The organism is Krasilnikovia cinnamomea, from assembly GCF_004217545.1.
GTDB classification, from domain to species: Bacteria; Actinomycetota; Actinomycetes; order Mycobacteriales; family Micromonosporaceae; genus Actinoplanes; species Actinoplanes cinnamomeus.
The window spans coordinates 1564640-1577637 of sequence record NZ_SHKY01000001.1 but is presented as its reverse complement, the minus strand read 5'-3'; the positions used below and the strand labels follow the sequence as shown (position 1 = coordinate 1577637).

General features: G+C 71.1%; 11 protein-coding genes. 7 read left to right on the top strand and 4 right to left on the bottom strand.

Annotation, left to right across the window (positions count from 1 at the left end; genetic code table 11):
* The first annotated feature begins 91 nt into the window (after window positions 1–91).
* The 5 genes from recA to rny all read left to right on the top strand — a co-directional run bounded on the left by recA (window position 92) and on the right by rny (window position 7435).
* Window positions 92–1138 carry a recombinase RecA gene (recA, locus tag EV385_RS06890; RefSeq protein ID WP_130508688.1) on the top strand — a complete coding sequence of 349 codons (1047 nt, stop codon included), beginning with the start codon at window positions 92–94 and terminating at the stop codon, window positions 1136–1138.
* A 99-nt stretch (window positions 1139–1237) separates the two neighbouring features.
* A complete protein-coding gene (locus EV385_RS06885) occupies window positions 1238–1906 on the top strand; it encodes a regulatory protein RecX (protein ID WP_130508687.1) in 669 nt (222 codons plus the stop codon).
* A 299-nt stretch (window positions 1907–2205) separates the two neighbouring features.
* A complete protein-coding gene (locus tag EV385_RS06880) occupies window positions 2206–2958 on the top strand; it encodes a hypothetical protein (protein WP_130508686.1) in 753 nt (250 codons plus the stop codon).
* Window positions 2959–4013: 1055 nt separating this feature from the next.
* Window positions 4014–5111, top strand: coding sequence for a hypothetical protein (locus EV385_RS06875; protein ID WP_130508685.1), 1098 nt, complete (start codon window positions 4014–4016; stop codon window positions 5109–5111).
* Between the two features lie 590 nt (window positions 5112–5701).
* Entirely contained in the window at window positions 5702–7435 is a 1734-nt protein-coding gene (gene rny, locus EV385_RS06870; RefSeq protein WP_423203104.1) for a ribonuclease Y, read from the top strand.
* Window positions 7436–7438: 3 nt separating this feature from the next.
* Here the strand turns inward: rny and EV385_RS06865 are convergent, their stop codons facing one another.
* From EV385_RS06865 to EV385_RS06850, 4 genes are all read right to left on the bottom strand, one after another.
* Window positions 7439–8332, bottom strand: coding sequence for an amino acid ABC transporter permease (locus tag EV385_RS06865; protein WP_130508684.1), 894 nt, complete (start codon window positions 8330–8332; stop codon window positions 7439–7441).
* On the bottom strand, window positions 8329–9003 hold the full coding sequence (locus tag EV385_RS06860; RefSeq protein ID WP_130508683.1) for an amino acid ABC transporter permease: 675 nt from the start codon (window positions 9001–9003) through the stop codon (window positions 8329–8331). The genes EV385_RS06865 and EV385_RS06860 overlap by 4 nt, the downstream gene beginning before the upstream one ends.
* Window positions 9004–9073: 70 nt before the next feature.
* Entirely contained in the window at window positions 9074–9940 is an 867-nt protein-coding gene (locus EV385_RS06855; protein ID WP_130508682.1) for a glutamate ABC transporter substrate-binding protein, read from the bottom strand.
* 63 nt (window positions 9941–10003) lie between these two features.
* Window positions 10004–10747, bottom strand: coding sequence for an amino acid ABC transporter ATP-binding protein (locus EV385_RS06850; protein WP_130508681.1), 744 nt, complete (start codon window positions 10745–10747; stop codon window positions 10004–10006).
* Window positions 10748–10925: 178 nt separating this feature from the next.
* Between EV385_RS06850 and EV385_RS06845 the strand changes: the two genes are divergently transcribed.
* Window positions 10926–11405, top strand: a complete 480-nt coding sequence (locus EV385_RS06845; RefSeq protein ID WP_242624752.1) for a hypothetical protein — start codon at window positions 10926–10928, stop codon at window positions 11403–11405.
* A gap of 65 nt (window positions 11406–11470) precedes the next feature.
* A complete protein-coding gene (miaB, locus tag EV385_RS06840; RefSeq protein ID WP_130508679.1) occupies window positions 11471–12964 on the top strand; it encodes a tRNA (N6-isopentenyl adenosine(37)-C2)-methylthiotransferase MiaB in 1494 nt (497 codons plus the stop codon).
* Window positions 12965–12998: the final 34 nt, after the last annotated feature.

Genomic DNA, 12998 nt, shown 5'->3' with positions numbered 1-12998 from the left:
GTTTCTGTCAGACCCACCGCCTACCGTGACGCGCGTGGTGAATAGAAGCTCATCGGCGAAGGCTGGGAAGTCGACTACAGGGGTGGCGGACATGGTGGCAGGACCCGACCGGGAGAAGGCTCTCGATCTGGCGCTGGCGCAGATCGACAAGCAGTTCGGCAAGGGTTCCGTGATGCGGCTGGGGGAGCGGCCGGTCGTGCAGACGGCCATCATCCCGACCGGCTCCATCGCGTTGGACGTGGCGCTCGGCGTCGGCGGGCTGCCGCGCGGCCGCGTCATCGAGATCTACGGCCCGGAGTCCAGCGGTAAGACGACGGTGGCCCTGCACGCGGTCGCCAGTGCCCAGCGAGCCGGTGGCATCGCGGCGTTCATCGACGCCGAGCACGCCCTCGACCCGGAGTACGCGCGGGCCCTCGGCGTCGACACCGACGCCCTCCTGGTGTCCCAGCCGGACACCGGTGAGCAGGCGCTGGAGATCGCCGACATGCTGATCCGCTCCGGTGCCCTCGACATCATCGTCATCGACTCGGTGGCCGCCCTCGTGCCGCGCGCCGAGATCGAGGGCGAGATGGGCGACAGCCACGTCGGCCTCCAAGCCCGCCTGATGAGCCAGGCGCTGCGGAAGATCACCGGCGTGCTCAACAACTCCGGCACCACCGCCATCTTCATCAACCAGCTCCGCGAGAAGATCGGCGTCATGTTCGGCTCCCCCGAGACGACGACCGGTGGCCGGGCCCTGAAGTTCTACGCCTCGGTGCGCCTCGACGTGCGCCGCATCGAAAGCCTCAAGGACGGCACGGACGTCGTCGGTAACCGGACCCGCGTCAAGGTCGTCAAGAACAAGGTCGCCGCGCCGTTCAAGCAGGCCGAGTTCGACATCATGTACGGCAAGGGCATCTCCCGTGAGGGGTCGCTCATCGACGTCGGCGTCGAGCAGAGCATCATCCGCAAGTCCGGCGCCTGGTACACGTACGAGGGTGACCAACTGGGCCAGGGCAAGGAGAAGGCCCGGGAGTTTCTCCGGGAGAATCCCGACGTGGCGGCCGAGATCGAGAAGAAGATCCTGGAGAAGCTCGGTGTGGGCCAGGCGGGCAGCGACGCCGCCGGCGGTCCCGAGCTGCCCCCGGTCGACTTCTGACGTGCGACGTTCCTCGAAGTCGTCCGGCCACCGGGCTGACCGGGGCGACCGGGCTGACGGGGGTGCGCGGGGCCTGCTCCGGCGGGGCGTTGATACCCGATGACCGCACGACGCGGTGCGCGGTCGGGCCGAGGATGGGACGCCATCCCACCACGGCCCGACCGCCAGCCACTCGCTCCCCCCGAGCCGAGGTCCCCCGCCCGGGCGGTCCCTCCGGCCGGGCCGCCGCGCGACGAGTCCGAAGTGGCCCGCGAAATCTGCCTCAGGCAGTTGGCCGTCCGTCCCCGCACGCGGGCGGAGCTGGCGCAGGCGCTGACCCGCCGACAGATCCCGGCCGAGGTGATCGCCGAGGTGCTCGACCGGTACGACGAGGTCGGCATCATCGACGACGCGGCGTTCGCCCGTGCGTGGGTGTCCAGCAGGCATCACGGACGCGGGCTGGCGCGGCGTGCCCTGGCGGGCGAGTTGCGTCGGCGTGGCGTCGACGCCGAGGTGGCCAGCGAGGCGCTGGAGTCCCTCGACGACGAATCCGAGGCGGCCACCGCCCGTGCGCTGGTCGACCGCAAGCTGCGCACCGCGACGGGCAATCCGGAAGCGCTGTTCCGCCGACTCGCCGGAATGCTCGCACGCAAGGGGTATCCCGCAGGGCTGGCAATTCGTGTCGTCAAGGACGCCATGGCGGAACGCGACACCGAAGCGGCGCAATTCGTATCCGGGGTCGACACCGACGCATACACCGATGCCGACGGTTCGGTCGACCTCGCTTAGACCCGAACCCACCGGGCTTTCCCGGCGGCCGGACGACCTCGGCGGCACGACAAGGTCGGTGGCGTGGTGGCGTGGCAAGGCCCGTCCGAAGACTGACAGTAACCATGGCGATGATTTACGTCCGTAAATGTCCGCATTGTCTACGGTGGATGGCGGCAATCACTGACAGCGGGTAAGTTCCACCACTGACTGCGCGGATCACCGTCCCCCGGATGGGGAGGGTGTCTCTACGGGGAGTTCACGCGCGCAGCGACGGTGGGAGGAACATGCGAATCAATCAGCTCGCACGCCATCGCGGCGTGCGTGTGACGGCCCGGCTCGGCGTGATCGCCGGCGCGGTCTGCATGGCCGCTCTGACGGGCGCCGCGACCGCGAACGCGTCGACGACGCCGCTCGGGCGAACCGCAATCGCGTTGGCCGAGCCGGATACCGCGGAGACCACGGCGACCGACAAGGCCAACGATCCCCCCGCGGGCGACACCAACCCCGGCGACACCGGTGGTAGCACCGACCCGGGCACCGGCGGCAACCCCGGCGGCGGAAGCACCGGCGGCGACAACCCCGGCGGCGGTGACAACCCCGGCGGCGGGGGAAGCACCGGCGGTGGGGGAAGCGCCGGCGGTGGCGACAACCCCGGTGGCGGAAACGCGGGCGGAGGGGACAACCCCGGCGACGCCGGCGGTGCTGGTGAGGTTCCCGGCGGTGGCAACACCAACCCGGGTGACGCGCCGCCCAGTTCCGGCGCCGGTACGGGCGGCGGCGCGGGCAGCGGCGGCGTGACCAACGGCGGCGGCACGAAGGCCGGCGGCGGGAACGGCCGCGGTGGCAACGCCCGTGGCAACAACGGGGGCGGCAACAACGGGGGCGGCGGTAACGGCGTCGGTACCGGCGGCGGCACCGGCGGCGGCGGTGGTTCGGCGTCTGCGAGTGGTGGATTGCCGGTTACCGGCGTCAACGTCGTCAGCATCGCCGGTGTGGGAGCCGCGATCGCGGCAGGCGGTGTCGGCCTGGTGCTGGTGAGCCGTCGCCGCCGCGAGTCGGCGGAGGCGTGAGGACGCACGCTGCGGCCTAGCGCCAGGTGATCCCTGCGCCACCAGGAGACTCCCGCCCGGGCGTGCGTCGGCGCGCCCAGGCGGGAGTCTCGCTTTTCCCGCCCGCAGTGCTCGGCGAAAGGGCATGACTTGCCTCACAGCATGAGCGGCAGCGGCGCATGAGCTACCTCACCGCGCGGGACGCCGCGCGGCGGACCGAAGCCGGTGATCGGGGCAACTCCCTCGCCTTACGGGCAGCGAGCACCGGGTGGAATGCCGACACGGTATGACGCAGGACCGGCACGCTCGGTCGGTGGCAAGCGGGCAAATCGGCCGCCAACGCCCGGGATATACCGATGCTCCGCCGGAAATCTCAGGCTGGCGCGGGGAATCGGCGCCGGGGCCACAGCGGCTGCGATGCCATCGGCCCAAGGGGCCAAAGTGGATCTTCGCGGGGCGTCGCTGATCGTGGCTGACTGGTAATCTGCTCCGCCGTGACAGACGACTCCCACGGTGCTCAGGGCGGGTCCGGTCCCCTCCCGGAGGGCGCCGAACCCACCGTGCACTTCGCCGCCGTGCGCGAGTCTCCGAGTGGCTCGGCGTCTGTCGCGGAGTCCGCTGCCGATCCGATGCCCCAACCGCCGTCGCCCGAGAGCGGTGCGGCCTCGGCACCTCACCCCACAGCCTCTCCGGACGCTTCCCCCGGGCCGTCGGCAACACCCGAACCGAGCCCGGAGGCCGTCCGGACCGCGCCAACCGTCCAGCCTGCAGCGCCCGTGCAGCAGGCAACGCCGGTCCAGCCGCCACTGGTTGCCCAGCCGGCAACGCCGGTCCAGCCGCCTGTGGTTGCCCAGCCGGCAACGCCGGTCCAGCCGCCTGTGGTTGCCCAGCCGGCAACGCCGGTCCAGCCGCCTGTGGTTGCCCAGCCCGCAGCGCCGGTCCAGCCGCCTGTGGTTGCCCAGCCGGCAACGCCGGTCCAGCCGCCACTGGTTGCCCAGCCCGCAACGCCGGTCCAGCCTGCAGCGCCCGTCCAGTCCTCAGCGCCCGTCCAGCTCTCAGCGGCAGGGCAACCTCCGGTGGCCGGGCAGCCCCCGACCGGCGCACCGCCCTCGGGCGCGGCCGCTCCTCCCGTCGGCTCACCGACGTACCCAGCGGCCACCTATCACCACCCGACGCCGGGCCCGGCTGACACTCCCGCCCCGCAGTTCCAGGGCCCGCCGCCCAGCCCGCCAGCCCAGACTCCACCCCCCAGCGAACAGGCCTCGCCATACCCGTCCTACGGCCCGTTCCATTCGGCGCCGGACGCGCCGAGCCACCCGCCCACCTTCCAGGGCCAGGGCGCAACGCCGGACCACGCGTCCGCGCCAGCCCACCCGGCGGCCACGTCCCCGGAGGACCCGGCAACCCCGTACGCCGCCTGGACGCCGACGTCCGACGCCGGACCGTCCAGTTGGGACGACGACCGCTTCGGCTTCGACACCTCGGTCTCGCGCGGCCCACGGATCGAACCGTCCCCGCCGCCGGACCGCCGCCGCGTGGTGCTGGGCCTGGTCGTCGGCCTGGTCGTGGGCCTGCTGCTGTTCGGCACGGGCGGCTGGTTCGCGGGCCGGGCGACCGCCCCCGCGGCGGCTCCCTCCCCGGCGCCCAGTGCCTCCCCGTCCGCGGAGCCGACGCTGGGGGCGTACGAGCAGAGCCAGATCGCGATCAATCAGCCGAAGTTGACCGGTGCCCTCGCCCCGGTGGCGCAGGCCTGGCTGCCGCACCTGTCGGGCTGCTCGCGCAGCGGTGAACGCAACGGCCCGAACCTGACCCGCGGCGAGAAGGCCCGGGTGCGCTGTGAACTGGACGCCATGACGATCGTGTTCGTGGAGTTCGACTCGGCGGCCGACCGGGACAAGGGCCAGGTCCGCGCGCTCGGGCAGAACGTCGACGCGCGTCAGCTCGCCCCGGGCGTCGCCGACGCGACGAAACGCCCCACCCCGTCCGGCCGCCTCAACGGCAATTACGTGGAGTACGCGTACAAGGTGACTGAGGGTGGTGGCGAGCGGGTCGTCAGTGGCATCTGGTGGGACGACGCACAGGCGCCGGTGGCCGCGTATCTGCTGGCGTACTGGAAAGAAGGCGTCGGCGAGAAGTGGGAGCCGATGCGCGATCTCTGGTCCCGCTACGCCTGAATTGACCCCTGGCCGGTTGAGCAGGGCATGCGCATGTCTGCGCCATACGTCCCGTCCGCTGCCGAATCATGAGTCCTTGACCGAAGCGGCTCTCGCGACCTAGCCTCGCGTTACACAAGGTTTGCTCGACCATCGCAAGCTAAGCGCACAACATAGATCGCATTACAGTACGGCATCACTTCGGTGCTCTGTGGCGCCGGTTACCGGATCCGCCCGCGCATCGGGCGGGCGGCGCCACCCGGCCGCAAGTGGACGCGACGCGGCGTGCACGGCGGCCAGGTCCGAGGGGTTCGTGGACAAGGGCGACACGGACCCGGGGGCACAGGCGACATGGGGCGGCACGGGGTTGGCACAGCGGCACGGGCGGCGAGCCCGGTGCGTCCCGGCGTACCTGAACCCGCCCCGCCGGTCGGCCGTTGCCGTCTGCGGCCGATCCGCGCCGTGGTCGAGCATTCCGAGTCCCGCGGCCGGTGCCGCGGCCCGGACCCCGCCGCGGCGGGTGCCGGACCCGCCGTGACAGGGTGGCGGGAGCGGACGTGCGAGGCGAAGGGAGCAGCGGCGAGATGACCGCCCCGTACTGGGTGCTCGTGATGGCGATCGCGGTCCTCGCCGCACTGGTGGTCTTCGGTCTCGTGATCGGCGCCCGGGTGGTGCGCCAGTTGCAGCACGGCCGGGTCGACGAGCAGTTCCTGGAAGCCAAGGACCAGCACGAGCAATCCCTCGCCGCGCTGCGCACCGCCGCCGACGAGGCCTCCACCGCGGTCGACGACGCCAAGGCCAAGGCCGCGTCGGTGCGCGCCGAGGCGGCCGCCGCGAAGGCGGAGGCCAACGCGGCCCGCGCCGAGGCACGCCGCGTGCTGGAGGCCGCGCACGCGGAAGCCGACACCATCCTCGATCACGCCCACCGGCAGGCCGAGTCCGACGCCGAGCAGGTCCGGGTGGCGGCCCGCCGCAGCGGCGAGCGTGAGGTGGCGCTGCTCAACGCCACGGCCAAGGAACAGGCCGCCGAGGTGGAGCGTCGCGCGGCCCGGATCGACGAGCGGGAGCGGCTGCACGCCGACGAGGTGGAGCGGCTCACCGAACGTGAGCGCCGCCTCGCGGCGATGGACACCGACCTGACCGGCCGGGAGGCGGCCCTGACGCGCCGTGAGGCCGCGCTGGCCACGGCCGAGGAGGAGCACCGCCGCGAACTGGAGCGGATCGCCGGGCTGACCGCCGAGGCCGCCCGCGCCGAGCTGGTCGACAGCATCGAGGGTCAGGCGAAGCGGGAGGCCGCGCTCCTGATCCGCGACATCGAGAACGACGCCCGCAGTACCGCCGAGACGCGGGCCCGGCACATCGTCGTGGACGCCATCCAGCGGGTCGCCAGCGAGCAGACCGCGGAGAGCGTGGTCAGCGTCCTGCACCTGCCCAGCGACGAGATGAAGGGCCGGATCATCGGCCGCGAGGGCCGCAACATCCGGGCCTTCGAGTCGACCACCGGGGTCAACCTGATCATCGACGACACCCCCGAGGCGGTGCTGCTGTCCTGCTTCGACCCGGTACGCCGGGAGGTCGGCCGCCTGACCCTGGAGAAGCTGGTGCTGGACGGGCGCATCCACCCGCACCGCATCGAGGAGGTCTTCGAGTCGGCCAAGAGCGAGGTGGAGCGCCTCTGCGACCGGGCCGCCGAGGAGGCTCTGGTCGACGTCGGCATCACGGACATCCACCCCGAGCTGGCGACGCTGCTGGGCCGGCTGCGCTACCGCACCAGCTACGGCCAGAACGTCCTCAAGCACCTGGTCGAGACCGCGCACATCGCCGGCATCATGGCCGCCGAGCTGCGCCTGGACGTGCCGACGATCAAGCGGTGCGCGTTCCTGCACGACATCGGCAAGGCGCTCACCCACGAGGTGGAGGGCAGCCACGCGCTGATCGGCGCGGACCTGGCCCGCAAGTACGGCGAGAGCGAGGACGTGGTGCACGCCATCGAGGCGCACCACAACGAGGTTGCCCCGCAGACCATGGAGGCCGTGCTCACCCAGGCGTCCGACGCGTGCTCCGGCGGCCGGCCGGGCGCCCGGCGGGAGAGCCTCGAGGCGTACGTGAAGCGGCTGGAGCGGATCGAGGAGATCGCCGCGGGCAAGCTCGGGGTGGACAAGGTCTTCGCGATGCAGGCCGGCCGGGAGATCCGGGTGATGGTGCGCCCGGAGGAGATCGACGACATCGGCGCGGCAGTGCTGGCCCGCGACGTGGCCAAGCAGATCGAGGAGGAGCTGACCTACCCGGGCCAGATCCGCGTCACGGTCGTCCGCGAGTCCCGCGTCACGGAGCTGGCCCGGTAGGTTTCAGCCCTGCGCTTCGCCGACCCCGCTGGCGGCCCTTCCGCTGGCGGCCACCGCTTCACCGATGACCCGCGGCGTGCGGCCCGCCCGGCGGGTGCGCCGCTCGAGCCAGCCCGCCAACCAGGTCAGGACCGTGTTCACCAGGATGAAGATGATCGCGACGACGATGGCGGCCTGCACCACGTTGCCGTAGTTGGCGGACAGGTTGTTGACGCCCAGCTGCAACAGCTCCGGGTACGCGATGATGTAGCCCAGCGCGGTGTCCTTCACCAGCACGACGAGCTGGCTGACGATCACCGGGAGCATCGCGCGCGCCGCCTGGGGCAGCAGGATCGCCTGCATGACGTGGCTCTTGCGCAGGCCGATCGCGTAGCCGGCCTCGCTCTGCCCCAGCGGCACCGCCCGGATCCCGGCCCGGAACGCCTCCGCCAGCACGGAGCCGTTGTAGAGGGTGAGGCCCGCGACCACCGCCCAGAAGACCGGCATCGGCGTCTGCGTCAGGAACGGCACGCCGTAGAAGATGAAGAACATCAACAGCAGCAACGGTACGGCGCGGAAGAACTCGACGACCGCACCGGCGGGGATGCTGACCCAGCGGTGGTCGGAGAGCCGGCCGATCGAGAAGACGAGCCCGAACACGAGCGAGAGCACCATGGCGACCGCGGCGGCCTTCAGGGTGCCTTCCAGCCCCGGGATGATGTAGTCGGTCCACGTGCTGGCGTACGTGAACGGCTTCCACAGTGGGGCCGCCCACTGGCCCTTGGCGTCGAAGCGCGCGTAGACCCAGTACAGCAGCGCCAGCAGCGCCACCCCGAAGACGACCGTGAGGATCCGGTTGCGGGCCCGGGCCCGGGGGCCGGGGTGGTCGTAGAGAACAGTGTCGGTGTTCGTGCTCACCGCTTCACCGCCAGCCGGTTCGCCAGCCAGCCGAAGGCGTAGCCGGAGGGAATGAGGACCGCCGCGAAGGTGCCCGCGAAGACCAGGAAGATCGGGATGACCACGTCGCCGTTGGCGTTGATGAGCTCCTTCATCGCGTTGGACGACTCGGCGAGCCCGATGGTCCCGACGATGGTGGAGTTCTTGGCGAGCGCGATGAAGATGCTGCCCAGCGGCGCGACCACGGTGCGCCCGGCCTGCGGCAGGACGATCATCGTCAGGGTCTGCCGGAAGGACATCCCGATCGCCCGGGCGGCCTCGGCCTGTCCCGCCGGCACGGTGTTGATGCCGGAGCGGATGGCCTCGCAGACGAACGCGGCGGTGTAGACCGCCAGACCGATCACGCCGAGCCAGTAGTTGTTGCGCTCGAGGTTGTCGGAGATCGTGAGGCCGAGCGTGGCGTACAGGCCGAAGTAGCAGAAGAAGATGATCAACGTCAGCGGCGTGTTGCGGAAGGTGTTCACCCACGCCGCGCCGAAGCCGCGCAGCACCGGCACGGGGGAGACCCGCATCGCGGCCAGCAGCACTCCCAGGACGAGCGCGCCGACGGTGCCCCCGATCGTGAGTTTCAGGATCCAGAGGAACCCGGTCACGTACACGTCGAAATTGGCGGGATCGGAGAAGACGTTCATCGTCCTCGCTTCCTCGAAAACGCGGTCGCGGGCGGGACCGGCATGCCGGTCCCGCCCGCGATCAGGCGGTTCAGCTGCAGTTGGTCAGCTTCGTGACGTCCAGCTCGGGCGCGGCCTTGCCGCTCTTGCCGAGCGTCGAATCCCAGGCCGCCTTGTACGACCCGTCGGTCGCCGACGCCTTGAGAATCTCATTGATCTTGTTGCAGCCCGCGGTGTCGGTCTTCTTCAGCCCGATGCCGTAGGGCTCGGTGCTGAACGGCTTGCCGACGACCTTGAACTTGCCCGCGTACTGCTCCTGGGCGGCGTACCCGGCGAGGATGATGTCGTCGGTGGTCACCGCGTCGACCGACTTCGAGGCCAGCAGGTTCACGCACTTGGAGTACGAGTCGAGCAGCTGCAGCTGCGCCTTCGGGTAGTCCGTCTGCATGCGCTTGGCCGGGGTGGAGCCGGTCACCGAGCAGACCTTCTTGCCGTCCAGCGACTCCGGGCCGGTGATGGTCGAGTCGGCCGCCACCAGCAGGTCCTGGCCCGCGACGTAGTACGGGCCACCGAAGTTGACGACCTTCTTGCGCTCGTCGTTGATCGTGTACGTCGCCACCACCAGGTCCACCTGGCCCTGCTGGATGAACGGCTCGCGGTTGCTCGACACCGTGGTCTTCCACTCGATGCCGGACTCCGGCACGCCGAGACCCTTCGCCAGGATCTTGGCGATCTCGATGTCGAACCCGGTGTACGTGGTGCCGGACTGCAGGCCCAGGCCGGGCTGGTCGGCCTTGACGCCGATGACCAGCTTCTTGTCCTTGGACGCCTTGTCCACGACGCCGCTGGACGAGCTGGAACCGGTGCCGTCGCCGTCGCCGTCGCCGCCGCCGCACGCCGCCATCGCCAACGCCATCGCGACGGCCCCCGCCGCCGCTGCCAATCGGGTGATGCGCATCGTTACGCTCCTCGAATCAGGTGGTGCACCAACAGAGCCGCGGAGCGACTCCTGAGTAGACGCTCAATGCGTCAGGATCTTGGACAGGAAGTCCTTCGCCCGGTCGCTGCGCGGGTGGGCGAAGAACTCGGCGGGCTCGGCCTCCTCGACGATCTGGCCGTCGGCCATGAAGACGACCCGGTTGGCCGCGTGCCGGGCGAAGCCCATCTCGTGGGTGACCACCACCATGGTCATGCCCTCGCGGGCCAGCGAGGTCATGACCTCGAGCACCTCACCGACCATCTCCGGGTCCAGCGCGCTGGTGGGCTCGTCGAAGAGCAGGGCCTTGGGCTGCATGGCCAGCGCCCGGGCGATCGCCACCCGCTGCTGCTGGCCGCCGGACAGCTGGGCGGGGTACTTCTCGGCCTGACTGGCGATGCCCACCCGTTCGAGCAGGGCGAGCGCGCGGTCGCGTACCGCTGCGGAGTTTTCTTTGCGGACCTTGACCGGTCCGAGCATCACGTTCTGCAGGATGGTCTTGTGGGCGAAGAGGTTGAACGACTGGAACACCATGCCGACCTCGCTGCGCAGCCGCGCGAGGGCGCGGCCCTCCGCGGGCAGTGGGCGGCCGTCGAAGGTGATCGTCCCCGAGTTGATCGGCTCCAAGCGGTTGATCGCACGGCACAGCGTGGACTTGCCCGAACCGGACGGTCCGATCACGACCACGACCTCGCCGCGGTGCACAGAAAGATCCACATCCTGCAGCACGTGCAACGGGCCGAACCACTTGTTGACCTTCTCGAGCACGATGAGCGGCTCGTCAGTCACGCTCGGACCACCATCCCGTCGTTGGTTCTGTCAACAGGTCCACTGTATGGGCGCAGCGATCTCGGATCCGGCCGAGAATAGTCACGGAGCGGTAACTCCAGCGTCGTCGTACACCGGAAAGGGGGGCCCGGCACATGACCGAGGGCCGTTTGCGGGAAGCAGGCGCAGGATGAGTGGTATGGCCGAGCCGGCGGACGGGCTGTGGAGCTGGTGCGCGTCCGGGCGTGTCGCGGCCGCCTCGGTCCGCGCGGCGCTCACCGGCGTGTTGCGGCGGCCGGTCACGACGCTCGAGGCGCCCGCGGACGGGGCGGTGCTCTGCGACGTCTGGTACGTCGGCGGCGACTTCCCGACCTTGATCGACTGCTTCTGCGCCCCGGGCGACGTCGAGGAGGCCACGGCGGCCAGCGCGGTCGCGGTCCGGCTCGGCGCCGACATCCTGCTGCCCGACGACACCCTCAACCCCACCCGGTACGTCCGCGCCGAACCGAACGGCTCGCTGACCCCGGTGCACCTGGACGAGGTGGAGACGGACGACGGCACGGAGCGCCGCCACGCCCGCCTCTGCACCGGCACGGACCCGGCCTGCGTCACCGCCCCGGGCTGCGACACCTCCCACTTCGCCCCGCGCCCCACCCCCGGGCACCCCGCCGCGGCGTAGCCGTCGCCCCCGGCCGCCCGCCCCCGGCCGGGACCGCGCGGCAGGGACTACCCTGGTTGACTGCCATGACTATCGCACCCCAGACCCCGCAGGCCCGCACGTACGACGTCCGCACGTACGGCTGCCAGATGAACGTGCACGACTCCGAGCGGATCGCCGGCCTGCTGGAGGACGCGGGCTACGTGCGCGCCGCCGACTCCGACGCCGCCGACGTGGTGGTCTTCAACACCTGCGCGGTCCGCGAGAACGCGGACAACCGCCTGTACGGCAACCTGGGTCACCTGCGCCCCAGCAAGCTCGCCAAACCGGACATGCAGATCGCGGTCGGCGGCTGCCTCGCCCAGAAGGACCGCGGCGACATCGTCAAGCGCGCCCCCTGGGTCGACGTGGTGTTCGGCACGCACAACATCGGGTCGCTGCCCGCCCTGCTGGAACGCGCCCGGCACAACGCCGCCGCCGAGGTGGAGATCCTGGAATCGCTGGAGGTGTTCCCCTCCACGCTGCCCACCCGGCGCGAGTCCAGCTACGCCGGCTGGGTCTCCATCTCCGTGGGCTGCAACAACACCTGCACCTTCTGCATCGTCCCGGCGCTGCGCGGCAAGGAGAAGGACCGCCGCCCCGGCGACGTGCTCGCCGAGGTGCGGGCCCTGGTCGCCGAGGGGGTGCTCGAAGTCACCCTGCTCGGCCAGAACGTCAACTCGTACGGCGTGGAGTTCGGCGACCGGCTGGCGTTCGGCAAGCTGCTGCGCGCCTGCGGCGAGGTCGAGGGCCTGGAGCGGGTCCGGTTCACCAGCCCGCACCCGAAGGACTTCACCGACGACGTGATCGCCGCGATGGCCGAGACCCCGAACGTCTGCCACTCGCTGCACATGCCGCTGCAGTCCGGCTCCGACCAGGTGCTCAAGGCGATGCGCCGCAGCTACCGCGCCGAGAAGTACCTGGGGATCATCGAGAAGGTGCGCGCCGCGATGCCGGACGCCGCGATCACCACGGACATCATCGTCGGCTTCCCCGGCGAGACCGAGGCGGACTTCGCGCAAACCCTGGAGGTGGTCCGCGCGGCCCGCTTCGCCAGCGCGTTCACGTTCCAGTACAGCAAGCGGCCCGGCACCCCCGCCGCGATCATGGATGAGCAGCTGCCCAAGCAGGTGGTGCAGGAGCGCTACGAGCGGCTCATCGCCACCCTGGAGGACATCACCTGGGCGGAGAACAAGCGGCAGGTCGGGCGCACGGTCGAGGTACTGGTCGCGGTCGGTGAGGGGCGCAAGGACGAGCGTACGGGCCGGCTGTCCGGCCGGGCCCGCGACGGGCGGCTGGTGCACTTCGCCACGGGCGGGCTGACCGGCATCCGGCCGGGTGACGTCGTGCACACCGAGATCACGTACGCGGCGCCGCACCACCTCAACGCGGACGGCGCCCCGGTGGCGCACCGCCGCACCCGGGCCGGCGACGCGTTCGAGACGGGGCGGACCCCGCGTACGCCCGGGGTGGTTCTCGGCCTGCCGACCGTCGGCGTGCCCGCGCCGCTGCCGTCCGGCGACGCCGCCTGTGGACGCTGATCACTCTTAGGAGTTCTCAGCTCACGGTCCGTGC